The sequence below is a fragment of the Hymenobacter sp. CRA2 genome (assembly GCF_002007105.1).
Taxonomy (GTDB): domain Bacteria; phylum Bacteroidota; class Bacteroidia; order Cytophagales; family Hymenobacteraceae; genus Solirubrum.
Map to the genome: position 1 here is coordinate 230055 of NZ_MVBC01000004.1, position 24778 is coordinate 254832.

Below are 24778 nucleotides of genomic sequence, written 5' to 3' on the forward strand. Positions count from 1 at the left end.
GGAAAGCACGGCGTAAAATTACGGCAACAAGCTTGGCGCTCCGCCTAGCGCAGGCTGGCCAAGGCCACCTTGGCCTTGGCGTCGGTGCTGGTTTTGTACTCGTGCTTGCTGTAGCTCAGGGCCTTTTCGAAGTAGGCCTTGGCCTGCGCTTTTTGGCCGGCTTCCTGGGAGAGGTAGCCCATTTGAAGGGCCGACTGCGGCGCGAAGTAGTACGGCGCCGTGCCGCTGAGGCTGATGCAACGCGTGTAATACTGGCGGGCTGAGTCCAAGCGACCCAGGCCGTGGTAGGCGCGGGCACGCCGGTAGGGCTCCTCCAGCCGGTCGCGCAGCGGGGTACCCGTTGCGGGCCGAAACTCATCGAGCGTGGCCAGGGCCGGGCGGTAATAGCCGCCGTCGAGCTGCAGGCGGGCGCGGGTCAGGTAGCGGTTCAGCGGCACGTTGTCCTCCACGAAGCGCTGGGCGTAGCGGTCCTCTTCTATCACGGTTGCGCCGCCCTCCTTAATCTGGCGGCGGCAGCGCTCGGCCTGGGCCGCGTCGCCGCTGAGCCAGTAAGCTAGGTAGAGCTTAAACCAGGCATCCTTGCGGTAGTGCACGCCGCGGTAGTCGCTGATGAACTGCTGATTGGCCCGGGCTGAGGCGGCGTACTGGCCTTGGTAGAGCAGCAGGTCGGCGGCCATGTGGTGCAGGTAAGGCACCGACACGTAGGCCGCCCCCGTGGGGCGGCTGCGGTAGGCAGCCAGCGCGGCGTCGGTGCGGTGCAGCTTTTTCTGCACCGACATGCCCAGATAGTTGAACAGCAGGTTGTCGGGCTGCTCGCGGCGCAGGCGGTCGGTCAGGGCCGCGGCTTCCTCGTCGGCGCCGTAGTAGGTCTGGCCGATGAGGGCCAGTAGAATCTGCGACTCGGGCTGAAAGTCGTGGGGGCGGTGCGCGGCGGTGCGCAGGTGCTGCAGGCCGGCGGTGGTATTGCCGGGCAGACCCAACAAGTTCAGAAACCAGCGGTAGCCCTCCGGCACCGAGCCGATAAGGAACTGGCACAAGCCCAGGGTTTTCTGCGTGGGTAGGTAATTGGGCCAGCGTTTGGCGTTTTGCTGCACTTGCAGGTAGGCCTGGCGCAGGCTCCAAGCGCCCTGCAGCTCGTGGCCGAACATGACTTGCGCCGCCGCTTGGTGCAGGCGAATTTCGGCCCGAGCATAGTCGCGCAGGGCGGAGCGGGGCAGCTCGTCCAGAATGTCCAAACTAGCGTCCTGGGCCTCGATAACGGCGTCGTAGCGACTGGCATCCTGGGTGACGACCAACTCGGTGAAGCCCACGCCTTCGCTCACGAGCAGGGCGCCCGGGCTGCGCGGCTGCTGTCGCAACTCGCTCTGCACCAAGGTGCGGGCGCTGCCAGTGCGCAGCTTCAGCAGCTCGGCGTAGGCCCGGCGGCAGGTTGGGGAGAGTTGGTCAGTGGCCGAGGTGGCGTCGGCGGCTTGCTCCTCCTGTGTCGGCAGCTGAGCGGCGCTTGCTACTGGCCCGGGGGCCAGCACGGCCGCCAGCAGCAGGGCGGCGGTCCATGCCCCGCGGCACACCCGTCTGTATACCTTGGCAGTCTGCATCCGGAGCTATAACAAAAAAGGAACGACACGAAGGCCGTTCCTTTTTTCTAACACAACATCGGGTTGGTTACGCGCGGGCTTCCACATCGGCCAGAATACGGCCGCAGTGCTCGCACACGATGATTTTCTTGTGGGCGATGATGTCGGCCTGGCGCTGCGGGGGCACGGTGTTGAAGCAGCCGCCGCAGGCGTCGCGCTTCACCATCACCACGGCCAGGCCGTTGCGGGCGTTGCCGCGGATGCGGGTGTAGGCCGACAACAGGCGCTCTTCCACGGGCTGGGCCGCCGATTCGCGCTCGGTCATCAGCTTCTGCTCGTCGGCTTCGCTTTCGCCCACGATAACCTGCAGTTCCGACTGCTTGTTGATCAAGTCCTTGCGGCGCTCGTCCAGGCGCTGCTTGGTGCCGCTGATTTCCTGGTTTTTCTGGTCGATCTGGTACTGGGCCTCGCGGATCTTCTTCTCGGAAATCTGGATTTCGAGCTTCTGCAGCTCCATTTCCTTGCCAATGGCTTCGTACTCGCGGTTGTTGCGTACGTTTTGCTGCTGGTCCTCGTAGCGGCGGATCAGGGCTTCAGCATCCTTGGCGGCTTGCTTGCGCTGCTTGATCTGCTCGTTGAGGGCGGCCACTTCCTCGTCGAATTTTGCCACGCGGACTTCGTAGCCGGCAATTTCGTCTTCCAGGTCGCGCACTTCTTCCGGCAGGTCGCCGCGTACGCGCCGAATTTCGTCGAGCTGCGAGTCGATGCGTTGCAGGTTGAGCAGGGCTTCCAGCTTACTGGCTACGGTGATGTCCGAAGCGGAGTTAGAAATCATAGCGAACAGGGTTCGTGGGGGTCTCGGCTAACAAGACCGCAAAAGTACGCGCAAATTTCTCTATAAGCAATTCCTGGAACAGCTCGCCGGTATATTGTTCGCTTTCGTAGTGGCCCACGTCGCAGAGCAGTAGCCGGCCTTCGGGGGCGAAAAACTCGTGGTATTTGATGTCGCCGGTCACGTAGGCGTCGGCGCCGGCGGCCACGACTTTCCTGGTGAGGAAAGAGCCCGCGCCCCCGCACACGGCCACCCGCCGAATCACAGCATGGAACTCGGTGTGCTTGACCACGGGCACGCCGAGCCGCTCGCGCAGCCGGTGCAGAAACTCCTTGGCCGGCAGCGGTTCGGGCAGCTCGCCGATCATGCCGGAACCGACTTCCTGGTTGAGGTTTTCCAGCTTGATCAGCTCGTAGGCCACTTCTTCGTAGGGGTGGGCCTGCCGCAGGGCGGCCAAGGCCTTGTGCTGCAGATGCAACGGCAGCAGTACCTCCACGCGCTGCTCGGCCACGCTTTCGGGCCGGGTCGGGGTGCCAATGGTCGGATTGGTACCGGGGCCGGGCGTGAAGGTGCCGGTGCCGTCGAAGCGGAAGCTGCAGTCGTGGTAGTCGCCGACCTGGCCGGCCCCGGCGGCGTACAGGGCCTGTAGCACGGCTTCGGTGTGCTGGGGCGGCACGTAGGTGATAAGCTTTGCCAGCAGGCCGGGCTTGGGGTCGAGGATGCGTAATTGCTCCAGTCCCAGCTTTTCGGCCAAATGGCGGCTCACGCCGTGGCGCACGTTGTCGAGGTTGGTGTGGGCGGCGTACACGGCCACATCGAGGCGCAGGGCGCGCATAATGGTGCGCTCTACTTCGGTGGCACCGGTGAGGCGCTTCAGGGGCGCGAAAATGATCGGATGGTGCACTACGACTACGTTGCAGCCGCGGCGCACGGCCTCGTCGATAATAGCCGGGGTGCAGTCCAGCGCGATGAGCACGCCCTTGACGAGCATGTGCGGGTCGCCGCACTGCAGGCCGGCGTTGTCGTAGCTTTCCTGGTAGGGCAGGGGGGCCCAGGCCTCCAGAGCGCGGGTAAGGTCTTGGACGGTGACAGACATAGTTGGGGGCGAAGTTCAGGTGTTTTTAGCCCACCGAGGACTCAGAAAAGGCAGAACTATGCGGTCCTGCGCGTAAACCTTCAGCGCCTTCGGCGAGCTAAATACGTCAGGTCCTGATTAATTCGCCAAGCTGGGCGGCATAGCGCGCCACAAAATCGGGCACCTCGCGGCGCTTGTATTGCATCAGAAAACGTGGGTGGTCCAGCACGATAAGCCGCTCGAACAGGCCCAGCTCCTTATTAAGGCGGGTGAAATATTCCCCGTTGCGCCGGCCCAGGCTCACGGCCACGTCGCGGCGCAGGCCTATGGCTACTTGCTGGCGTAGTGAGGTCTGTATATCGGGCCATAGGGCCGTGGTCAGTGCGGGCGCGTCGTAGTAATTGTAGTTACGGCCGTGGCGTAGCAGTACCAATGGGTATAGGGAACCAAGGTAGAAATGCTGGTAAAATGGCGTGGGGCCGCCCAGGGCTGCCACCAGCTGATAGATAAACTGGCTGGAGAGTTCGGCCCGCCGCGGCAGCGCATTAGGAATGCCACAGGGGCCGGCCAGGGCGGCGGGGTCGGTGAAAGCCACGCCGGTGGTGCCGGCGCCGAAGCGGCCGGGGTTGATGCCGAGCAGGGCGACGCGCGGCTGATTGTCAGTGTAATAGCGCCGGGCAAACTGCGGCAGCAGCTCGGCCGCCGGCATAGCCAACGAAGGGTTGAAAGCGTCGACTTCGCCGGGCAGGGGCGGCGGGGCAGGAAAGGCTTGCAGAAAGCTCAGCAGGCGGTCGGCGAAGGTAGAGGGCGGCGTCATTCGCAAAATCCATACGCAACGACGCACAAAGGGGCCGAGGCCGCTGGCAATTCCCGTATTTTTGCCGCCCGTCGCCGTTGTCGGCGCCGCTGTTGTCTTCCTGCCATGCCCCGTTTGCTTACTTGGTTGCTGCTGCCCCTGAGCTGGCTCTATGCCGGTGTCATGGCCGTGCGCAACTGGCTGTACGACGCGGGCCACTGGCGCAGCACGGGTGCCACGGTTCCGCTCATTGGTGTGGGCAACCTGCGCGTGGGCGGTACCGGCAAAACGCCGCACGTGGCCTGGGTGGTGGAGCAACTGCAGGCCTTGGGTCAGCAGCCGGCCATTCTGAGCCGCGGTTACGGCCGCCAGACGCAGGGCTTCCGCCTGGCCACGACTGCCGACACGGCCGCCACCGTCGGCGATGAGCCCTGGCAGCACTTCCATCATTTCGGCGGGCAAGTGCCGGTGGTAGTGGATGAAGACCGGCGCCACGGCCTAGCGGAGCTGGCCGCGCAGCAGCTGGCCGTGACGGCGGTGGTGCTCGACGACGCTTACCAGCACCGCCGCGTGCGGCCTACGCTTAACATCCTGCTGACCGAGCAGGCCCGGCCGTTCTGGCTCGACCACGTGCTGCCCGCCGGGCGCCTGCGCGAGAGCCGTACCGGCGCCCGCCGCGCCGATGTGGTGATAGTGACCAAGTGCCCAGCCGACTGGCCCGCAGCGGAGCGCAACGCCGCCGCTGCCGACGTGCGGTGCTACGCCCGCCCCGGGGTGCCAGTACTGTTTTCGACTTACGTCTACGGCGAGCTGCAGGCCGTCGGAGCCGAGGCTGCGCACCTGCCGCGGCGGCCCCAGCAGCCCGTGGTGGTGCTTACCGGCATTGCCCAGCCCGAGCCGCTGCTGACGGAACTGCGCGGCCGTGGGTACGTGGTAGTGGCCCACCACCGCTTTCCCGACCACCACGCCTTCACGCCCGCGGAGTTACGGGAGGTGGGGGCCAGCTTGCCGGCCGGTGGCGTAGTTGTCACCACCGAAAAAGACGCTGCCCGGCTCCGCGAGCCGGCGCTGCACACCATTGCGGCCGATTTGCCGTTGTTCTACGTTCCCATTCGGGTCGCTTTCCTGGCCGACGGCGCCGCGCGCCTCCAGGCCTTGCTCACGCCCTTGCTTACGCCCCGTGCCGTTGCCTGACGTTTTTGCTATCTGCGCTTATCCGCGGCGTCGCCGCTTTGTGCCACTGCTGTGGCTGCTGTTGCTGTTGCCTGGCTTGAGTCGGGCCCAAGTTATCGACGACTCCACGAAAGTCATTTACGGCCCCAAGACCACCCTCGTGGTGCGCGAGGTGAACGTGTTGCGCAACGTGCCCGAAGGCACTGTGCTCGATACCTCCCTGACCGGAATTCATAACAGCCGCAACTGGTACTACGACAGCACCTTTCAGCAGGACCTGGGCAACGTAGGGCTGGCCTCGCGCCGTTTGCTGTGGGACACCAATACCCAGCTCGGTGCCCGCTTGGGGCGCAACGCCTTCGATAAGTACTTCCGCGACCCGGCCACCATTCCGTACTACGACACCCGCTCGCCCTATACCTTCTTCCGCTTCGTGCAGGGCTCACAGGGCGAGCAGATATTTGAGGGTTCCTACAGCCGCAGCATCAAAAAGGCGGTGAACGTGGGCATTGCCTACGAGCGGTTCGGGGCCAACAAGCAACTCGGCTCGCCGGGCAATTCGCGCGCCTCCCAGGTGGCGCACTCCGGGGTGCTAATTTTTGCCCGCTACCAGACCAAGGACGACCGTTACCACGTGCTGGCCAACTACTACGTGGGCCGGCACCGCGCCATCGAGCAGGGCGGCATCCGGCCCAGCGCCACCGACGGGGATACGTTGAGCAACCTTTTTGACTACCGCGCGGAAACCGTGTGGCTGACGCAGGCGCAGAACGTGGACAACCGCGACCGGTTTCACTTGGCCCACACCTACAACCTGGTCGGTAAAGGGCTGACTGCTTTTCACGTGCTGGACTGGCAGCGGCAGTACAACCGCTACACCGACGACGCGCTGTCGATAAGCAACCTGGCGCCCGTGTTTTACCCGCGGTTCCGGTTGGATTCCACCAAAACCGATGACCGCGCCAACTACCGCCAGATCGAGAATACCTTTGGCCTGCTCGGGCGCAGCAGCTGGGCCGAATACCGCGTGTACGGCCGCTACCGCAATGCCCGCCTGACCACCAATAGCTTCTTTACGCGGGCGCTGCCGGGGCGGGTGGCACAGGCCGATACGGCTATCAACCAGCTATTCGCGGGCGGCAACTTGGCTTTCCGCTGGCGCAAGATTTTTGGTGTGGAGCTGGCCGGCGAATACAAGTTCTTCAATGAGTTCTGGCTGCGCGGGCAGTTGCGCCTCGGACCGCTCACCGGGCAGGTGTTGCACTCCACCTACGCGCCCACGCTCACGCAGCAGCGCTTCTACGGCAACCACTACTACTGGAACCGCGACCTGCGCAATACCACCGTCGACCACGTGACGGTGGGTCTGGACCAGCGCTTCGGCGACGCGCAGGCCCGCCTGCAACAGCGCATTCAACTGTCGGCCAGCGGGGTAAACATTTATCAGCTGGTGTACTACGGGCAGGACGGAGCCAACTCACGGGACTTCCGGCCCCTGCAGCTTTCCGACAGCAAGCGCTTGTTCATTGGCTTTGTGCGCCACCAGCTGCGCTACGGCGTGCTGCGCCTGGATAACCAGTTGACCTACACGCAAGGCGGCGACGGGGAAGGCCTGCGCATTCCCAAGCTCGTGGCCAACTCGCGCATCTATTTCGAAGGGCACCTGCTAAAGAAGGTGCTCTACAGCCAGGTCGGGGTCGAAACCTATGTGCAGTCGCGCTACACGCCCTACGACTACTCGCCCAGCACCCAGCAGTTTTTCGTGCAGGACCAATTCACCTCCCGCACCTATCCCATCGTGGACGTGTTTTTCACGGCCGACATCAAAACTGTGTCGGTGTTCCTGAAAATGGCCTACGTCAATCAAGGCTTGTACCGGCACGACAGCGGGTTCTTCCCCGAGACGGACGGGTACTTTCCTACGCCGTTTTACACCGGTATTCCGCGCAGCTTCCAGCTGGGCCTGAAGTGGAATTTCTTTGATTAAATGGTTGAATAGCTAAGAGGTTAAACAGTTGGTGGTTGTGTTTGGTCAGTAAAAGCAGCGCTTAAGGCCAACGCCCATCCACGAACTGACCACTCAGCCATTCGACAAGCAACAAAACATGACCGATCCGAACCATTCGCTGCCCTCGGCCGAAGTGGCCCAGCAACGCGAAAAAACCATCCTCAAGCTCAAGCTGAACACCGACCCCCGGTGGGTGGACATTGCCAGCAAAAACATCGGCGACATCCTCGTCGACCACGCTTACTGCGAGCAAAAAGCGGCCTCCACGGGCATTTCCCTGATTGTGAGCTACCCCGAAAAAACGCGCTTGGTGGACGAGCTTACCGAGCTGGTGGCCGAGGAGTGGAGCCACTTCGAGCGGGTGCTGCAGGAGCTGCGCAAGCGCGGCCTGCCGCTGGGCCGCCCGCGCCGCGACGAGTACGTGGTGGAACTGCTCAAGCACGTGCGCCGCGGCGGGGCCCGGGAGCGGCAGCTTATGGATCAGTTACTGGTGTCGGCCCTGATTGAGGCGCGCAGCTGCGAGCGGTTCAAGCTGCTCTGGAAGCATATCCCCGACGCCGAGCTGAGCAAGTTCTACTACGAGCTGATGGTGTCCGAAGCCGGTCATTTCGTGGCCTACGTGGATTTGGCCAAAGAATACTGCGACCCGCAGGAAGTGGACGCCCGCCTGCAGGAGCTGCTCAAAATCGAAGGCGACATTGTGACGAACCTGCCGGTACGGGATGACCGGATGCACTAAGCCCATTGCCCAGCGGCCGCTGCCCGCCCGTTGGGGCTGGCTGCTGGTGCTGCTGGCAGTGGCGCAATACCAAGCACAGGCGCAGGATGCCACACCCGCGCCGCCGGCCGTGCCCGATTCGGTAAATAACCAACTCACCGCCCGGCACGTGCGAGTACCCGGCTCCACTTTCTACGTGCGCCCGGCCGCTGGCTATGGCCCCGAAGAATCCCTGAACGGGCTGGCCAAGCCCGGCGGAGCGTTGCTGGAAGTGATGCGTGTGCCCGGGGCTAACTTCCTGAAAGTGCGCCAACTCATTGTGCAGCAGTACCTGGCTGAGCGCGGCGCCCGCGTGCACACCCAGCGCGAGCTGACGTTCAACGGTTACCCGGCGGTGTTCGGGGCGGGCGAAAGCCTTGAGCCGGGCCAGAACCTGATGGTATTGGCGTTCGGCGACACGGCGACCATCGCGCTGGTGTTCGGGTTGTACCCCGACCAAGACGCGGCGGCCGAAACCGAGCTGCGCGAGATGCTGCTCGGCGGCTGGTACGACCCCCGGGGGCAGGTGCCGCCCCTGGAGCTGGCCCCGTTCGTCATCAGCCTGGCTGGCACGCCTTACCGCCTCCAGCAGGTGCAGCCCGATGAAAAGCGGTACGTATTCGGGGCCAGCCCGGCAGCTGCGGCTGATTCGTTTGCCACGCGCTTCACGGTGCAGGTGCTGTCGCCCACAGCCCCGGCGCAGGCCCGGCAGCACCTGCAGGCGCTGGCGCAAGCCGCCACCACACCCGGCGCGACCTTGCAGAGCCAGGAGCGGCAGCTGCCCGCAACGGGCGGCTGGAACTACGAAGTGCGCGGCACTAGCACGTGGCGCGGGCGGCGGTATAGCTTCTACCAAGCCATTAAAACCGATGAGGAAGCTACGCTGATCCTCCACGGCGTGGCGTTTCAGGCACCCCTGGCAACACCGGCACCCCGCACCGGCACCACCAGCAAAGGCAAACCCGTGGCTAAGCCGCCGGTGGCCCCGCCCGACCCCGTTGCCGGCTTCGAGCGCGTGGCCGCTACGCTACGAATGAAGCGCTAAGCTCGGCTGTCAAGGCGGTAAAAGCGTGCTATTAAGCCGAGTAGTGCTTCAATACTGCCGGGCTATTGGTATATTACGCCTGTTTAATGGTAGCCCAGGTATAGCATGAAAAAGGTTTTTACTATTGCTTTCTTACTCGGTTCCGGCGCGGCGTTTGGGCAAACGGCCACCAGTGAGCCTTCCCTGAATTTTTGCGGCGTCGACATAGCGGTGCCGACGGGCTGCGCGCCCGACTCGAAGTACGAGCTGCACTGCGACCAGTTCCAGCTCATGTGGCTCTACCTGAACCCGGGGCAGCTCAACCCGGTAGTGGAGGACATGGTGCGGGCCGAGAAGAAAAAGCACAAGCCGGCCGAGCAGCAGGCCTTCGAGGGGTTTATTCTCGACGCGCCGGCCAAGGGCTACCGCCTGAGCTACCCGACCAGCATGGGCATGGGCTACCAGCTGATTTTTTACGGCGTAGCCAAGGGGCAGCCCGTGGTGCTGCAGCTGACTATGGACCGCGACGCGGAAAAAACGGCGGATTTGCCCGAAACGGCTCGTAAGCTCGTGCGCCTGCCGCATTAAGCCGCCCGGCTAGCCGGGCGGCTGCTGGCGCGAGTTCAGCAGGCCCGCAGGCACCGACAGCTCACCCGTTTGCGGGTCGATCAGGCCATTGCGTTCGTCCTCGATGTTGGTGGCCTGCGTGTACACGTCGCCGGCAATGGGGCGCTTGCGCATCTCCTGCTTAAAGGCCCGGATCCGTTCGGTGCGGGCCTCCGCGTCCAGCGGGCCGCCGTAGTCGGGGAAGCCGAAGCCGCCCCACTCGCTGACAATCAGCGGGACCTGGCCGCGGTAGAAGAACGGGTCGCCGACCACGAGCGGAAACGCGGCCACGCCTTCTACTTGCCCTTGGGTGAGGCGGTCGAGCACTTCGCGCCAGCGCTCCAGCTCGGGCGTGTAGAGGTGAGCCGTGAGCAGGTCAGACTTCAGACGCCCTTCCCACGATACGTGCTGCCACCCGTCATTATCGACCACCAGAAACTGCGGGTGCTCGATGTGCATGTAGTGGTAGGTATCGATGATGTAGCGGCGCGTGGCGGCGTTGGTAGCAATGTCCTGCGCGCCCCAGTCCTCGTTGTAGAGGCTCCAGATAACGATGGAGGGGTGGGTTTCCATCAGCGCCAGCATGCGGGCCAGCTCGGCGCGGTGGTTCTGGCGGCTGCGCGGCGTGGAGGAGTGCGGGCTGGGCACTTCCACCCACAGGAGCAGGCCCAGCTCGTCGGCCAGCTGGTAAATGCGCGGGTCGACGCCGGCAATGTGCACACGCACCAGGTTGCAGCCCAGCGCCTTCATGGCGTGGAAGTGACGCTGAATTTCCTCGAACGTGGCCGTGCCGGGCTGGTACAGAATGCCGTCGAGGTACACGGCCTCGTTGTTGAGGTACACGTGCCGGCCGTGCGCTTCGATTTTGCGCAGCCCAAACCGCGCCTCGATCTGCGCCGCGTACCCATCCTGGTCGATGAGCTGGGCCACGAGCCGGTACAGCTGCGGGTGCTCCGGCGACCAAAGCTCGGCCCCGGGCACCTCCAGCACCACGCGCTGCTGCTTCTGGCCGGCTTCCAGGCGCAATGGGAAATCGGAGGTAGCCAGCGGCTCGTTGCACCCGTTTTGGCGTTTGCACACCTGCAGGCGCAGCGTGTACTGGCCCGGGTCGTGGATGCGGGTGGTCAGGTTGAAGCGTACGAGGCGGTCTTCCACCAGGCTGGCCACGCCCACGCGCGAGCGGAGCCGGTTGCGCTCTACCAGTTCCAGCCACACCGAGCGCACGGCGCCGGTGTAGGTTTGGTACCAGATGCCGCCGCGCTTGTACACGTGCGACTCCTGCTTGCCGCGCGGCGTTTCGGCATCCATCGTGTCGGCCACGCGCACGGTGAGGCGGTTCACCGGGCGCAGCATGTCCTCGTTCAGCTCGAAGGAAAAGGAGGTGTATTCGCCGTAGTGCACGTCTTCACCCTCCACGGTGCGCAGCTGCCGCCCATTAAGCCAGACCCGCGTTTCGTAGCCGCAGGCCCCGAACGTGAGCTGGTACATGGAGCGGCCGGCCGGCTCATCCTGGACGGGCAGAGTAAATTCCCGCTCGTACCAGGCCACCACTTGGTCTTGCCAGCGGGCCGGGTCGGTCTGGCCGCGGGCTTCGGCTAAGTGCATTTCCACCGAGCCCGGCCACTTGGCCACGTGCTCGTAGTCGCGCCCAAGGTACCAGCACTCGCGCAGGCCCACGTCGTTGGTGTCCAGCGAAAACCGCCACTCGCCGTCGAGCAGCATGGCATTGTTGAGGCGCAGCACCGCCCGCGGCAGCGGGTTGGGGGTTTCTTCAATGGGTTGTTTTTCCTCTTCGCTGATCGAGAGGCCGTAGTTGACGTGCTCAGTATCCATAGGGCGGAGTAGGTGCAGCCCTTACAAACGGATTACAGTCGAGAACGGATACTAAAAACGGCGCCCGTTACGGGGCGCCGTTCTATAAATAGCTGTTGCGGAGAGCTTATCAGTTGGCGCGGTACGCTTCCAGCGCCGGCACTCCGGCGTTGTTGAAGTCAAACAGGGCCTGGTTTTCGGCCGAAGAGCCGTTGGCGGCCGTGGGTCCGCGGAATGCCACCCAATCCGGTGCCCAGTAGCAGAATCCGATGCCGTGGCCGCCGGGCAAATCTGCAATCAGCTGGCGCAGGGCCAGCAAATAGGCGCGCTGCCCGGCTGGCGTGGCCTCATACTCCGGGATAATCTGGCTGGCCAGCCCGACGGTATTGTTAGTGTAGTCGTTCCAGCCCAGCGTGAAGGGGTAGGCCGTTTCCACCACCAGCAGATCTTTGTTGAAGCGGTTGACCAAGGCGGTGAGCTGCTGGGCAAGGGTAGGCAGGTTGCGGCCGTGAAACTGCGGGTAGTACGAAAGAGCTTGCACGTCGTAGGGAACGTTTTGCTGCGCCATCTGCCCGAAGAAATAATCCGCCCCGGTGGGCCCGGCGAAGTGCAGCACCGTGCGAATCCGGTGCGCAGGGTCGGAATCGGTGACGGCCTGCAGGCCCTTGCGCAGCAGCGCAGCCAGCGCCGGGTAGTCGGCCGGAGATTGGATGCGGCCCTGCGGCCAGAGCATGCCACCGTTGATTTCGTTGCCCACCTGCACCAGATCGGGCGTGGCCTGCTGGGCCGCCAGCACCCGCAGCACGCGGCGCGTGTAGTTGTACACGCTGTCCTGCAGTGTGGCGGCGGGCAGGCCCTGCCAGGCGCGGGGCGTGGCCTGCTGCCCAGGGTCGGCCCAGGTATCGGAGTAATGAATATCCAGGAGCAAGGTCAGCCCGGCCTGCTTCACGCGGCGGGCGTAGGCGGCTACTTCAGCCAGGTGGCTGTGCCCGCCAGTCGGCGTGTGCCAGAGCCGCAGGCGCACCAGGTTCATGCCCCGCTGCTTCATCAGCGCCAGCGGGGTTTCCGTGCGGCCCTGGTCGGTAAAGCGCGTGCCCGCCGCCTCGATTTCGGGCGAAAACGACAGATCGGCGCCCCGGTAAAACGAAGGAGTGGCCGTGGGCGGATCAGGATCCGGCTGCGGGTCGCTGGAAGAGTGGTGGCAGCTGCTCAGGGCGGCCGATGCCCCAAAGGCCAGGGCCAGTAATCCGGTGCGGTAGAGGTAATTCACGAGCCGCATGAATGAAAATGAATGAGTAAACGGGAGGGAGCGGGCAGAAATGGGCTACGAAGATAGCGCCGGGGCAAACGAAAAGCTCCGGCTGCCCAGCAGCCGGAGCTTCCGCGCCGATAAGCAGTCGTATCAGGTCTTCTGCTTTTTCTTCTTGGCGGCCGGGAAGAGGATGTTGTTCAGGATCAGGCGGTAACCCGGGGAACTGGGGTGCAGCGACAAATCGGTGGGCTCTTCCTCCACCAAGTGCTGGTAGTCTTCCGGGTCGTGGCCGCCGTAGAACGTCCAGGTGCCCTTGCCCAGGTCGCCGTGCATGTAGCGCACTTCGCCCGAGCCCTTGTTGTCGCCGAGCACCAGCACGTCGGACTTGATCAGGTTCTTGCGGAAGGCCGTGGTCTGCCCCATAAAGCCCTTGATGACCTTCTCGTGGCTCTGGGTGAGCATGGTGGGCACCGGGTCATTTTTGGCCGAGAAGGTGAAGAGCTGGAAGTAGTCGTTGTCTTCGCCCACGCCCCGCTCGTAGGGCTGCATGTCGATGTTGCTGTACTCGTATTGGTACGGGTCGCGCACGATCTGGAAGTCCTTGAAGGCCAGCGTGCGGTTGTAATTGAGCTTCTGCTGGGCCTGCGGGTCGGCCGGGTCGCCGTCGTACATGCTCTCCACCATGTCCACCCCGAGGCCGGCCAAGGCAATGTCGTAAGTATCAGTGGCCGAGCACATGGCGAAGAGGAACCCGCCGCCGGCCACAAACTCCTGCATTTTGGTGACCACCGACGCCTTCATCTGCGACACCTTCGGGAAGTTATGGCGCCGGGCGGCGGCTTCGGCGTCGCGCTGCTGCTGCTGGTACCAGGGGCGGTTGCGGTAGGAGGCGAAGAACTTGCCGTACTGCCCGGTGAAGTCCTCGTGGTGTAGGTGCAGCCAGTCGTACTTGGTGAGCTTGCCGTCGAGCACTTCGTCGTCGTAAATCTCGGTGTAGGGAATCTGGGCGTAGGTCAGCACCATGGTCACCGCGTCGTCCCAGGGCTGCTTGCCTTTGGGTGTGTACACGGCAATCTTAGGCGCCTTTTCCAGTTTCATCACGTCCATGTTGGCGTTGGGGTCAGCTATCTGGCTCAGGATGCCGCTGTACTGCGCGTCGCTGACGACCTGGTAGCTTACCCCGCGGATAGCCAGCTCCTGCTCCATGCCCTGCATGGCCGGGCAGGCGAAGGCGCCGCCGCGGTAGTTCAGCAGCCAGTCCACCTCTACGTCCTTGGTCAGCAGCCAGTAGGCTGCGCCGTAAGCCTTCAGGTGCTCTTTCTGGGCCTCATCCATGGGAATGAGGATTTCGCTGGCGCGCACCGCCGCCGGGAGCAAGGCGGCCAGCAGCAGCAGCGCGGAGGCGAGCAAACGTTTATAAAGCATGTCAGTCACAAGGCAAAAGAGCGGAACGGGCACCGGTACGTTGCATCAGAACGGCGGGCGGCGCCGGTGCGTTCCGCGGCGCGGCCATCGACGGCCGAGCTGGTCGGGCCTTCGTCTCTGTTGAAGTCCCACGCGGCCTGATGGGGCATGGGCCAGCTAAACAAATGTAGCGAAACCCCTACAGGTTTACCCGAAAGCTTATACCTTCGGCAGGCCGATGGTGGCGCGGCCCCGCCGGGCGCGGGCCGATTGGATTTATAGACTTTTTTTGTCTGGGTGGGCATGAATTTGCTGGAAAATATTCGCGAAGCCTTCCGTTCCATTCAAAGCAACCTGCTGCGCACCGTCCTGACGGCGCTTATTGTGAGCATCGGCATTATGTCACTGGTGGGCATCCTCACCGCCATCGACGCCATGAAGGCCTCGCTGAACGCGACCTTCGCCAGCCTCGGCGCCAACTCCTTCGACATTCAGGCCAAGGGCTACAACAACCGCTTCCGCCGTGGCGGGGTGCGCGGCAAGGTGTACCCCGCCATCAGTTACCTGCAGGCTACCCAGTACAAGCAGCAACTCGGCGACGAGGGCCGCGTGGGCCTCTCGGCGTTTATTGCCGGGGCCGCCAAGGTGAAGGCCGGCAGCAAGGAAACCAACCCCAACACCCAAGTGGTGGCCGGCGACGAAAACTACCTGCTCAACCAGAGCTACAACTTGGCTGCTGGCCGGGCGTTTTCGCAGCTGGAGCTGGACAACGGCGCCAGCGTGGCCATCATCGGGGCCGAAGTCCGCGAGAAGCTGTTTGGCCCCGTGCCCGATGCGGCCGTGCTCGGTAAGTATGTGTACCTGCTTGGCCGCCGCTTTCTGGTGGTGGGTACGCTGGAGCGTAGCGGCTCCGGCATGGGCGGGGGCGGCGGAGCCGACCGCCTCGTGCTGATGCCCCTGGCTACCGGCAATCAGATGCCCCGTCAGCAGGCCCTGACCTACGACATCAAGACCGCCGTGCTGCGGCCTGAGAATCTGCCCTTCGCCATGGACCAGGCCCGTGGCCTGATGCGCGCTGTGCGCCACGACCGGCTTGGGCAGGAAGACAGTTTTGAAATGGAAAGCAGCGACTCGCTGGCCGGCAAGCTCGACTCCCTGTCGGGTACCATGAAGGTGGGCGGCTTCCTCGTAGGCTTCATCACCCTGCTCGGGGCCAGCATTGCCCTCATGAACATCATGATGGTATCGGTGACGGAGCGCACCCGCGAAATTGGCATCCGCAAAGCCTTAGGGGCTACGTCGCGGCAAATTCGGCTGCAGTTTCTCATCGAAGCCATTGTCATCTGCGTGCTAGGCGGCGCCCTGGGCATCGTGTTGGGCGTGAGCATGGGCAATGCCGTGTCGCTGCTAGTGGGCGAAGGGACCTTCCTGGTGCCCTGGCTGTGGATGATGCTGGGCCTGCTGATCTGCGTGTCGGTAGGATTGGGCTCGGGGTACTACCCGGCTAGCAAGGCGGCCAAGCTAGACCCCATCGAGTCGTTGCGCTACGAGTAAAAGCCGCGGAAGCTGCCTGCCGCCATGAAACGGCCGAGGCTGGTGCTGACGCCTGCTGCCGTGGGGTTCCGTTTTGCCCGGCAAGGGCCATGCGTTTTCAAGTGCCACAGATGAAGCTTACGGGCGCGGTTGTAACCGGAATCTTAACCGGCAACTGCTCACCCGCAGGGCTTTTCTGAAGGTATGCCGGGCGTGTGGAGCCCCGCAGGGGCTATGCCTTCTTCCGGTTCATCTTCGGTCGCCGGCACTGCAATCCGATCAACGAACAGACGTAAGTAGGGGCGGGACTGTTCGCGGAATCGTTGGATGTTACGGCGTATTCAAGCGTGCATCGTCGATGCAAAAGGTCGGCCGGCAGCGTCAACCGGAGCAGGTGGCGTAGGGGAATTGATGCTACGGCAAAAAACTGCGTATTGGCAGCCGGAGCAGGCTCTATCGGCTGCGAATATGCCGTGCTGCTGAATCAAGGCTTGCTGCTGTCGGAGGAGCTTATGGCCTATTTCTGCGGGCTAAACTAGCTGCATATTTATTTCCTGAAGTTCGATCTGCGTGAAACAGGGCTCTGGCTGATCTGCAGTCATATCCTCCTGCACAAGCTGTCGTGAGTTGACACCTGTGGAGGGCCTATCACTGGACTTTGAAACCATCGATTAGATAGCCTTGCTATACAGCATCAATTGCCTTGGCACATGAGGCCTACCCGAGGCTGAACCGGTGGATATACTTGCGGGGTAGGTAGGAGGTGAACTTATAATAGTTTGAACTGACGCCGCAAGCATTTTCGCTTTAGTAGCAAGCGTCGCAGAGCCTTGAATCCGTATCTGATACACCTTTCGTGCACGATTCGGATAGCTGGCATAAAGGCTGTTGTTGCAGCCACTAGCACTAGCAAATCGGCTCAGAAAATGCTGATAAGTGGTTGTAACAAATTTTTATATTACATTTGGGCAAATTTTATTTGAAGATGGCAGTTCAGCAAACGGTAGGACAGCGGTTTACCCAACTGATTCAGGCACTAGGCATGTCTAAAAATGCCTTTGCACTTTCTTTGGACAAAACAGCAACTGTTATCCAGCATATAGTCGAAGAAAGGAATAAGCCCGGGTTTGATCTTTTGTGTAAAGTATTTGAAGTATATCCAAATGTATCTAAAGACTGGTTGTTGCAGGGGAATGGATCAATGTTTCCATATGGACAAGTGCCTGTTGAGCCTGAAACAGCTCAGAGTACTCAAGTTACACCACTGCAAAAAGGTGATGACCCAGTTACCGTAGCTACTGAGCCAGTGGCTCCAACCGAGCGTACCAGTGCTGTCGCAGCCGAACCCGCCTCTACATCGGTGCCTGATGCAGTCGTCCCACCTGTTGCTGTAGCGCCTCCTGTATTGCAGGCTCCCGTTTCAGTGGCCCCGGCACCTGCGCCTGCCCCAGCCCCTGGCTGGGAAGCTGCCCTGTATGCTCAGCAGCTACAGCACCAGTTGGCGCTGGCAGATATGCGCAATCAGCACCTACTGGAACAGCAAAAGATGCTGCAGCAAATGGTAGAGCTGCTACGCCAAACCAAATAGAGCAACGCCCCAACGCCAAGGGCCCGTCAGCACAGCGCTGGCGGGCCCTTGGCGTTGGGGCGCGGCGAATGTTGCCTAATGCGTTAGTACCTCGAGGCCCAATTCTTCAGCTTCCATCAGGCCAGCAGGGTTGACGGCCATCAGGCGCAGTTTCTTCAGCTCACCCACCAGCAGCGGATCGTACTTAGCCGCCACACGAATGTAGTTCGGCGTGAAGCCTTCCATGCGGCCGTCGGGACCGAGGTCGTCTTCGAACAGCACTTCGGTTTCGAGGCCCACGTGTTGCTCGTAGAAAAAACGCTTTTTCTTTTCCGACAGGCTGCGCAGCTGCGTCGTCCGCTCGTGGCGCACGCGGTCCTGCACCCGCCCGGGCAGAGTCGGGGCTAGCGTGTTGTCGCGCTCGGAGTAAGGGAAGACGTGCAGATAGGAGATGGGCAGCTCGTTCAGAAACTGGTATGTGTCGAGAAAGTCAGCTTCCGTTTCGCCGGGAAATCCCACGATAACGTCGACTCCGATGCAAGCGTGGGGCATAACTTCTTTGATCAGCGCTACGCGCTCCTGGTACAGCTCGCGGCGGTAGCGGCGGCGCATCAGGCCTAGGATCTTGTTGGAGCCCGACTGCAGCGGGATGTGAAAGTGCGGCATGAAGCGTTGCGACTGCGCAACTGTCCGGATAATATCGTCGGTGAGCAGGTTCGGCTCGCAGCTGCTGATGCGAAAGCGCTGAATGCCTTCGGCTTCATCCAGTGACTTTACCAAATCGGTAAACGTTTCTACGCGCTTCCGCTCCGGGCCTTGCAGGCCGAAGTCACCCAGGTTTACGCCCGTCAGCACGATTTCCTTAACGCCGGTACTGGCCAAACGCTGCACGCGCTCGACTACGCTTTGCACCGAGCCGGAGCGGCTGTGGCCGCGGGCCAGCGGGATGGTGCAAAAGGAGCAGGAGTAGTCGCAGCCGTCCTGTACCTTGAGAAAAGTGCGCGTCCGGTCGCCGAAGCTGTGGGCGGCGTGAAACTCGGTGGCCTCGGAAATAGGCGAGGCAAATACCTGCCCAGGCTGCCCGGCGAGGGGTTTGCGGAAAGCGGTTTCGTCGAGAATTTCGGCGAGGCGGAATTTCTCGGCGGCCCCCAGCACGGCGTGCACGCCGGGAATTTCCGCAATTTCCTGCGGCTTCAGCTGCGCGTAGCAGCCTACGATGGTGACGTAGGCTTCGGGGTTGTGCTTAAGGGCTTGCTGCACCACCTTCCGGCATTTGCGGTCGGCGTGGTCGGTGACGGAGCAAGTGTTGATGACGTAAACGTCGGCGCCTTGCTCGAAGGCTACTTTCTCGAAGCCGCGTTCCTCGAATTGTCGGCCCAGGGCCGAGGTTTCGGAGAAATTGAGCTTGCAGCCCAGCGTGTAAAAGGCAACGGTGCGCGTGTTCATAGGATCGGCAAAGATACAACACCGGGCGGGCAGGTGGTTCCAATAAGGAGAGTAGAACCAATAAGCGGCCGCCCGGTTCAGCCACTGCGTCCGCTCAATGCAGCCTCACCTGCTAACTTTCGCCGCCTCACGTTACTGCCCGATGTCCCTGCGCACGCCACTGCCTGCCGTTACCGCCCGCGCTGCGGATGCGGACGGCCTACCCATCTTCCACGCCCTGCCCGCTGGCGGGCTCGACCAAATCGACCCTTTTCTGTTGCTCGACCACATCGGGCCCGTCGTGCTGGAGCCATACAACGCCGGGCTGCCCTTCGGGCCGCACCCGCACCGAGGCTTTGCCACCGTTACCATTGTGCTGGCCGGCGCGGTGCTGCACCACGACAGCCGCGGCAACCGGCAGGTAGTAGGAGCAGGCGGCGTGCAGTGGATGACGGCCGCCCGTGGAATTATTCACGCCGAAAACCTACCGCGCGAGTTGCGCGAAACCGGCGGCGAGCTGGAGCTGCTGCAACTGTGGCTCAACCTGCCCGCCCGGCTGAAGATGGAGCAGCCCGCTTACCAGGGGCTGCCGGCCGACGTATTGCCCCGGCTAACCTCCGCCGGGGGCCGCGCGGAACTCACCGTCATTGCCGGGCAGTGGCCCGGGGCGGCGGGCCCCGCCCGGCCGCTAAGCCCGGTGCGGTTGGGAGTATTACGCCTACAGGTCGCCGGCGAGTACCGCTGGACCGTAGAGGCTGCGCACCATACTTTACTATATGTGCTGCGTGGCGAGGTCACCGTCAACGGCCACGCGGCGAGTGGCCGCACGCTGGTGCCGCTGGCCACCGATGGTACCGACGTAGTCATTGCCGCGGCTACCGATGCGCTGCTACTGCTGGGCGCGGCCGCACCGTTGGCTGAGCCCGTGGCACGCCAGGGACCCTTCGTGATGAACACCACAACCCAGCTCATGGAAGCCGTGCGGGACTATCAGATGGGCCGGATGGGTATGCTGCTCGAAAGCGAAACACGCTAACCGGCCGGCGGAACCGGTAGGGCCGCGGCCAGGCGCTGGTGCAGCAAGCCAGTTAGCCCAGGCAGGTCCAGCGGCTCCATGTCGGCTGCGGTGATGAGCGGAGTAGTGTGGCCCATGTCGTCCTCAAGGAAAATAGCCGGCAACGGCTGACTTACCAGTGCCGGGTACTTCTCGGGTAGGTCTTCGCGGTAGAGGAAGCGCGTCGGCAGGGGCAGCGTCCGCAGAAACGCCTTCCACTCGGGCCGCATGCTGGTCAGCCCGTAGGTTAGCCCGCACAAGTGACACGGGTAGGTCCCCGGCGACACCACTTTGTGCAGCGAATCGAGGATGGCATGCCCCAGGCCGGCCGAGGCGTTGTAGATGAAAAGCAGCTGGGGCATCGGCAAAGGAATGACGCTCATCCTACGCAAGCGGGCGGTCGACGGCTTTAGCGCCGCAGAAAGTCGGCGAAGGATTCCTGCTGGTACGCTTCGCCCTGCTGCATCTGCTGATCGGGCACCGTGGCGGCGCGCCCGATCAGCTGCCGCCCCACGTTGTCCATCATCACCACCCCGCGCGGCGTGATCATGCCGAAACCATCGGTGAAGCAGTAGAACGCAAAGCCGCCCGGCGAGGCCGCCGGGGGCGGGGCCAGCAGGTTGCGGCTCCACACGTACTCCTGCGCGGGCATGCCCAACTGCGTCAGTAGGGTGGCTGCCACATCCGTCTGGCTGCCAAAATTCTTGATGGTCCGGCCCGCCGCGTCGGGTGCAAGCGCCCCGCCGGTCAGCACTAAGGGAATGTGAAACTTGACCGGGTCGTGCACGGCCGACCAGTGCGGCAGCGGGTGGCCGTGATCGGCCACGAGCACCACCAGCGTGTTGGGCCACCATGCTTCCTGCCGGGCCTGAGCCAGAAACTGGCCCAAGGCGTGGTCGGTGTAGGCTACGGAGTTGCGGAACTGGGCTTCCTCGTCGCGGCCGGGGAAGCGCGGCCGCATGGGCACGTCGAAGGGCTCGTGGCTGCTGAGCGTAAAGGCGGTGACGAAGAAGGGGGCACGTTCGTGGCGCAGGTCGCGCAGCAGCCGGCCCAGCAGCACGTGGTCGTGGGCCCCCCACTTGGAGTTCTGGTCGCGCTGCGCGAAGTCCTGCCGATCCACCAGGCGCTGGTAGCCGCCGGCCAGCAGGTAGGATTTCATGTTGGCAAAGGCCAGCTCGCCACCGTAATAAAAGGCCGAGTGGTACCCGTGGCGGCCGAACGTGTGGGCCAGGTTCGGCAGGCTCTGGGTTTTGCGCGGATACTTAATAATGCTGGTGGCGGGCTGGTTGGGGTAGCCGCTGAGCAGGGCCACAATGCCCTTTTGGCTACGGTCGCCACTGGCGTATAGGTTATCGAACGACACGCCCGTGCGGGCCAAACTGTCGAGCGTAGGTGTGACGCCTTCTTCACCGCCGAGGTGGCCTACCAGCTTGGCCGTAAAGCTTTCCAAGATGATAAAAAGCACGTTGGGGCGGGGCGTGCGCAGCAGCTGCAGCGGCGCCGGATTGGGCGCGGGCAGGTACAGCTGCGCCACCGCGCGCCGGGCGGTGCTGTCGGGCAGGTAATCGTAAGGGTTCTGGCGCATTTCGCCCAGCGGCAACGACTGCACCACGTTCCACGGCACATTGATGGCCGCGTGGTTGGCAAAGGGCTGCGAAGGGGAGAAGTACACGTCGCTTTGGTTGACGGGAATCTGCTGCACGCCCCCGCGCAGCGGCACCACCAGCAGGGCCATGTACAGCACCCCCACCACAAACGCCCGTAGCCGGCCGAAGCCCGGCGGTTGCATGGGCAGCGGCGTGAGCAGCCAGCGGTACAGCGCTACGCCTATTCCCATCAGCAGTATGAAAACCAGCCCGAGCAGCAGCAGCGGCGCGGAGCCGGCCGAGGCCATCATCTCCGTGGGCGTGTTCAGGTACTGCAGCGGCGTGCTATCGAGCCGGAAGCCCCAGGCCCGGTACAGCTCCAGATCCGCCGTGCTCAGCAGGGCTACCACGGTGCCGGCAATAGCGGTGTAAATGGCCAGCGGACGAGTGGCCCGCCAGCGCGGAAACCAGCCCGCCGCCGTTAGCAGCAGAAAAACCGGCAGGCATAGGTAGGCCGCTGCCGAGCCATCAAGCCGGGCTCCGTATAAGAAGGTGCGAACCAGGGCGCCCGCCGATAACGTGGCGGTGTGTGACCAATGGTACAGTAAAAACGCGGCTCGCCCCAGAGCGAACAGCAGCAGCCAGTACAAGAAATAGCGTGGCTGGAAATAAAAGCGGTTTCTCACGGGCGGGGTGCGAAGCCGCAAAGGTAACGGGTGACGTTTAGCTTCGGTGTATGCTACTAGTAGGAGCTAAGAGAAGTGAATAACAGCCGGGGTTTCGGGAAATAGGCAGGTATTTTAGGGGGTATGTCCGATAAAAATGGTTAGTTGGTCAAAAAAGCCTGCAAAAAAGTAGGGGGTGTTTGTGAAAAATAACTTTCGCTTCTACCTTTGGCCCTATCAAAAGCAGTTTCCCCGCTTTTCTACCTCACCTTTCCCGCTTCGTGGCAACCCTCCGTTTTCGTGCTTTGAATCTGGTCGACCAGCGCACCCCTGTGCCGGTCGCGTCCTCCGAACGCCGTTCGGAGTCTTTCGGTCGCAACGTGTTCAACCTGGAGGCCATGCGCGCCACCATGTCGGGCGACTATTTCAAGAAGCTCCAGTCAGCCATCAAGCAGGGCCAGCCCGTGGAGCGCAGCGTGGCCGACGCCGTAGCCGGGGCCATGAAGACCTGGGCCATGAGCAAAGGCGCCACGCACTACACGCACTGGTTCCAGCCGCTGACCGGCGCCACCGCCGAAAAGCACGACTCCTTCTTCGACCTGAACTCCGACGGCCGCCCCATCGAGAACTTCAAAGGTTCGGCGCTGGTGCAGCAGGAGCCCGATGCCTCGTCGTTCCCCAACGGCGGCATCCGCAACACCTTCGAGGCCCGCGGCTACACCGCCTGGGACCCGACTTCCCCCGCCTTCATCCTGGAAACGGCCGGTGCCAAGACGCTGTGCATTCCGACCATCTTCGTGGCTTACACCGGCGAGGCCCTTGACTACAAAGCCCCGCTGCTGAAGTCGCTGGCCGCCCTGGAGCGCGCCGCCCTGCCCATCTGCCAGTACTTCGACAAGGACGTACAGCGCGTAAACACCACGCTGGGCATCGAGCAGGAGTACTTCCTGGTCGACAAGGCCCTGTACTCGGCCCGCCCCGACCTGCTGATGACCGGCCGCACGCTGTTTGGCCACGCCCCGGCCAAGGGCCAGCAGCTCGAAGACCACTACTTCGGCTCGATTCCGCCCCGCTTCCACGCCTTCATGCTCGAGTTCGAGGAAGAAGCCAACAAGCTGGGCATCCCGCTGCGCACCCGCCACAACGAAGTGGCCCCGCACCAGTTTGAGTGCGCCCCCACCTTCGAGGACGCCAACCTGGCCATCGACCACAACCAGCTCCTGATGGACATCATGGACAAGGTGGCCGACAAGCACGACCTGAAAGTGCTGCTGCACGAGAAGCCCTTCGCGGGCGTCAACGGCTCGGGCAAGCACAACAACTGGGCAATGAGCACCGACTCCGGCGTGAACCTGTTCTCGCCCGGCCGCAAGCCCAAGGAAAACCTGCAGTTCCTCACCTTCTTCATTAATACGGTGAAGGCCGTGCACACGCACGCCGACCTGCTGCGCGCCTCCATTGCCTCGGCCTCGAACGACCACCGCCTGGGCGCCAACGAAGCGCCGCCGGCCATCATGTCGGTATTCGTGGGCAAGCAGCTCTCCGAAGTGCTCGACGAGCTGGAGCGCAACGCCAAGCTGCCGCTCGACAAGGGCGACAACCTGTACCTGAAGCTGGGCATCGACAAGATTCCGCCCATCCTGCTCGACAACACCGACCGCAACCGCACCTCGCCCTTCGCCTTCACCGGCAACAAGTTCGAGTTCCGCGCCGTGGGCTCGTCGGCCAACTGCTCCTCGGCCATGACCGTGCTCAACGCCATCGTGGCCGACCAGCTGGACGTGTTCCGCAAGGAAGTAGATGCCTTGATCGACGGCGGCCGCAAAAAAGAAATGGCCATCATCGACGTGCTGCGCCAGTACGTGATTGATTCGAAAGCCATCCGCTTCGAGGGCAACGGCTACTCGGATGAGTGGAAGGAAGAGGCCGCCAGCCGCGGTTTGTCGAACGTGCCGACCACGCCGCCGGCCCTCGACGCCTTTGTTACCGAGCCGGCTTCGCAATTATTCGCGCGTTTGGGCATATATTCGCACGTCGAACTGCACGCCCGCCACGAAATCCTCCTGGAGGACTACATCAAGCGGGTGCAGATCGAAAGCCGCGTGATGGGTGATTTGGCAGTCAACCATATCATTCCCACGGCGGTAGCGTACCAAAACAAGCTTGTGCAAAACGTGCGCGGCTTGCGCGAACTAGGCCTGGATGACGAGTACTCGCAGGTAACTGTGGACTCCATCAAGGAAATTTCGCGGCGCATCGCGACCATCAAGACCACGGTGGGCGAGATGATAGACGAACGGAAAAAAGCCAACAAGCTGGAGGACACGCGCGAGCGGGCCCTGGCCTACGGCGCAAATATTCGTCCGCTGTTCGACGTTATTCGTCGGCAAGTTGACAAATTGGAACTTCTAGTGGCCGACGAAGATTGGCCCCTAGTAAAATACCGCGAGCTGCTCTTCTTGCATTAGCAGCCGCCGGTGCAACCGGTTCGAATTCGGGTGGGAATGCAGTTCGACCGGTTCGCCACTAAGCCCGTTGGCCCCGCAGCAAGTGCGGGAGCCGGCGGGTTTTTTCATTTTTAGGCGGTTTTGGCTGCCAATTACCAAAGCCTGGTTGTCCTCCACGGATGGCCGGG

General features: G+C 62.8%; 19 protein-coding genes. 9 read left to right on the forward strand and 10 right to left on the reverse strand.

Annotated elements, in window-relative coordinates; genetic code table 11:
* Positions 1-44: 44 nt before the first annotated feature.
* The 4 genes from B0919_RS08940 to B0919_RS08955 all read right to left on the reverse strand — a co-directional run bounded on the left by B0919_RS08940 (position 45) and on the right by B0919_RS08955 (position 4298).
* Positions 45-1595, reverse strand: coding sequence for a hypothetical protein (locus B0919_RS08940; protein ID WP_078011887.1), 1551 nt, complete (start codon positions 1593-1595; stop codon positions 45-47).
* A gap of 67 nt (positions 1596-1662) precedes the next feature.
* Entirely contained in the window at positions 1663-2409 is a 747-nt protein-coding gene (locus tag B0919_RS08945; protein ID WP_078011888.1) for a zinc ribbon domain-containing protein, read from the reverse strand.
* The gene (locus B0919_RS08950; RefSeq protein ID WP_078011889.1) at positions 2399-3502 is read right to left on the reverse strand and encodes a Nif3-like dinuclear metal center hexameric protein; all 1104 of its coding nucleotides are present in this window, start codon (positions 3500-3502) and stop codon (positions 2399-2401) included. Before B0919_RS08950 ends, B0919_RS08945 begins: the two co-directional genes overlap by 11 nt.
* 106 nt (positions 3503-3608) lie before the next feature.
* A complete protein-coding gene (locus B0919_RS08955; RefSeq protein WP_078011890.1) occupies positions 3609-4298 on the reverse strand; it encodes a uracil-DNA glycosylase family protein in 690 nt (229 codons plus the stop codon).
* 105 nt (positions 4299-4403) lie between these two features.
* On the opposite strand from B0919_RS08955, the gene lpxK reads away from it, so the two are divergent.
* The 5 genes from lpxK to B0919_RS08980 all read left to right on the forward strand — a co-directional run bounded on the left by lpxK (position 4404) and on the right by B0919_RS08980 (position 9827).
* A complete protein-coding gene (gene lpxK / locus B0919_RS08960; RefSeq protein ID WP_078011891.1) occupies positions 4404-5471 on the forward strand; it encodes a tetraacyldisaccharide 4'-kinase in 1068 nt (355 codons plus the stop codon).
* Positions 5464-7437 (forward strand): putative porin, encoded by a 1974-nt coding sequence (locus tag B0919_RS08965; RefSeq protein WP_176132941.1) that lies wholly within the window; start codon positions 5464-5466, stop codon positions 7435-7437. Before lpxK ends, B0919_RS08965 begins: the two co-directional genes overlap by 8 nt.
* 118 nt (positions 7438-7555) lie before the next feature.
* Positions 7556-8197 carry a tRNA-(ms[2]io[6]A)-hydroxylase gene (locus B0919_RS08970; protein ID WP_078011893.1) on the forward strand — a complete coding sequence of 214 codons (642 nt, stop codon included), beginning with the start codon at positions 7556-7558 and terminating at the stop codon, positions 8195-8197.
* Positions 8181-9260, forward strand: a complete 1080-nt coding sequence (locus B0919_RS08975; RefSeq protein WP_078011894.1) for a hypothetical protein — start codon at positions 8181-8183, stop codon at positions 9258-9260. The genes B0919_RS08970 and B0919_RS08975 overlap by 17 nt, the downstream gene beginning before the upstream one ends.
* Before the next feature lie 105 nt (positions 9261-9365).
* Positions 9366-9827 (forward strand): hypothetical protein, encoded by a 462-nt coding sequence (locus B0919_RS08980; RefSeq protein ID WP_078011895.1) that lies wholly within the window; start codon positions 9366-9368, stop codon positions 9825-9827.
* Positions 9828-9836: 9 nt separating this feature from the next.
* Here B0919_RS08980 and B0919_RS08985 read toward each other — a convergent pair whose 3' ends face one another.
* The 3 genes from B0919_RS08985 to B0919_RS08995 all read right to left on the reverse strand — a co-directional run bounded on the left by B0919_RS08985 (position 9837) and on the right by B0919_RS08995 (position 14334).
* A complete protein-coding gene (locus tag B0919_RS08985) occupies positions 9837-11678 on the reverse strand; it encodes a glycoside hydrolase family 2 protein (protein ID WP_078011896.1) in 1842 nt (613 codons plus the stop codon).
* Positions 11679-11787: 109 nt separating this feature from the next.
* Entirely contained in the window at positions 11788-12936 is a 1149-nt protein-coding gene (locus B0919_RS08990; RefSeq protein WP_078011897.1) for an arabinogalactan endo-beta-1,4-galactanase, read from the reverse strand.
* A 123-nt stretch (positions 12937-13059) separates the two neighbouring features.
* On the reverse strand, positions 13060-14334 hold the full coding sequence (locus tag B0919_RS08995; protein ID WP_078011898.1) for an asparagine synthetase B: 1275 nt from the start codon (positions 14332-14334) through the stop codon (positions 13060-13062).
* A gap of 282 nt (positions 14335-14616) precedes the next feature.
* Between B0919_RS08995 and B0919_RS09000 the strand changes: the two genes are divergently transcribed.
* Complete coding sequence (locus B0919_RS09000; RefSeq protein ID WP_078011899.1) at positions 14617-15867, forward strand: ABC transporter permease; 1251 nt, start codon at positions 14617-14619, stop codon at positions 15865-15867.
* A 943-nt stretch (positions 15868-16810) separates the two neighbouring features.
* Positions 16811-17434 (forward strand): helix-turn-helix transcriptional regulator, encoded by a 624-nt coding sequence (locus tag B0919_RS24670; RefSeq protein WP_139362013.1) that lies wholly within the window; start codon positions 16811-16813, stop codon positions 17432-17434.
* A 75-nt stretch (positions 17435-17509) separates the two neighbouring features.
* On the opposite strand, the gene mtaB is transcribed toward B0919_RS24670, so the two are convergent.
* The gene (gene mtaB / locus B0919_RS09005; protein WP_078011900.1) at positions 17510-18859 is read right to left on the reverse strand and encodes a tRNA (N(6)-L-threonylcarbamoyladenosine(37)-C(2))-methylthiotransferase MtaB; all 1350 of its coding nucleotides are present in this window, start codon (positions 18857-18859) and stop codon (positions 17510-17512) included.
* Positions 18860-19001: 142 nt separating this feature from the next.
* Between mtaB and B0919_RS09010 the strand changes: the two genes are divergently transcribed.
* Positions 19002-19874 (forward strand): pirin family protein, encoded by an 873-nt coding sequence (locus tag B0919_RS09010; protein ID WP_176132943.1) that lies wholly within the window; start codon positions 19002-19004, stop codon positions 19872-19874.
* On the opposite strand, the gene B0919_RS09015 is transcribed toward B0919_RS09010, so the two are convergent.
* Together B0919_RS09015 and B0919_RS09020 are read right to left on the reverse strand one after the other, a co-directional pair.
* Complete coding sequence (locus tag B0919_RS09015; RefSeq protein ID WP_078011902.1) at positions 19871-20254, reverse strand: hypothetical protein; 384 nt, start codon at positions 20252-20254, stop codon at positions 19871-19873. The two genes, B0919_RS09010 and B0919_RS09015, sit on opposite strands and share 4 nt — an antisense overlap.
* A 47-nt stretch (positions 20255-20301) precedes the next feature.
* Complete coding sequence (locus B0919_RS09020; RefSeq protein ID WP_139362014.1) at positions 20302-22164, reverse strand: LTA synthase family protein; 1863 nt, start codon at positions 22162-22164, stop codon at positions 20302-20304.
* Positions 22165-22424: 260 nt separating this feature from the next.
* Between B0919_RS09020 and B0919_RS09025 the strand changes: the two genes are divergently transcribed.
* Positions 22425-24611 (forward strand): glutamine synthetase III, encoded by a 2187-nt coding sequence (locus B0919_RS09025; RefSeq protein ID WP_078011904.1) that lies wholly within the window; start codon positions 22425-22427, stop codon positions 24609-24611.
* The last annotated feature ends 167 nt before the right edge of the window (positions 24612-24778 follow it).

Coding starts and splice junctions, on each gene's coding strand:
- B0919_RS08940 (WP_078011887.1), bottom strand. CDS start 1,595: ATGCAGACTGCCAAGGTATACAGACGGGTGTGCCGCGGGGCATGGACC.
- B0919_RS08945 (WP_078011888.1), bottom strand. CDS start 2,409: ATGATTTCTAACTCCGCTTCGGACATCACCGTAGCCAGTAAGCTGGAA.
- B0919_RS08950 (WP_078011889.1), bottom strand. CDS start 3,502: ATGTCTGTCACCGTCCAAGACCTTACCCGCGCTCTGGAGGCCTGGGCC.
- B0919_RS08955 (WP_078011890.1), bottom strand. CDS start 4,298: ATGACGCCGCCCTCTACCTTCGCCGACCGCCTGCTGAGCTTTCTGCAA.
- lpxK (WP_078011891.1), top strand. CDS start 4,404: ATGCCCCGTTTGCTTACTTGGTTGCTGCTGCCCCTGAGCTGGCTCTAT.
- B0919_RS08970 (WP_078011893.1), top strand. CDS start 7,556: ATGACCGATCCGAACCATTCGCTGCCCTCGGCCGAAGTGGCCCAGCAA.
- B0919_RS08975 (WP_078011894.1), top strand. CDS start 8,181: ATGACCGGATGCACTAAGCCCATTGCCCAGCGGCCGCTGCCCGCCCGT.
- B0919_RS08980 (WP_078011895.1), top strand. CDS start 9,366: ATGAAAAAGGTTTTTACTATTGCTTTCTTACTCGGTTCCGGCGCGGCG.
- B0919_RS08985 (WP_078011896.1), bottom strand. CDS start 11,678: ATGGATACTGAGCACGTCAACTACGGCCTCTCGATCAGCGAAGAGGAA.
- B0919_RS08990 (WP_078011897.1), bottom strand. CDS start 12,936: ATGCGGCTCGTGAATTACCTCTACCGCACCGGATTACTGGCCCTGGCC.
- B0919_RS08995 (WP_078011898.1), bottom strand. CDS start 14,334: ATGCTTTATAAACGTTTGCTCGCCTCCGCGCTGCTGCTGCTGGCCGCC.
- B0919_RS09000 (WP_078011899.1), top strand. CDS start 14,617: ATGAATTTGCTGGAAAATATTCGCGAAGCCTTCCGTTCCATTCAAAGC.
- mtaB (WP_078011900.1), bottom strand. CDS start 18,859: ATGAACACGCGCACCGTTGCCTTTTACACGCTGGGCTGCAAGCTCAAT.
- B0919_RS09010 (WP_176132943.1), top strand. CDS start 19,002: ATGTCCCTGCGCACGCCACTGCCTGCCGTTACCGCCCGCGCTGCGGAT.
- B0919_RS09015 (WP_078011902.1), bottom strand. CDS start 20,254: ATGCCCCAGCTGCTTTTCATCTACAACGCCTCGGCCGGCCTGGGGCAT.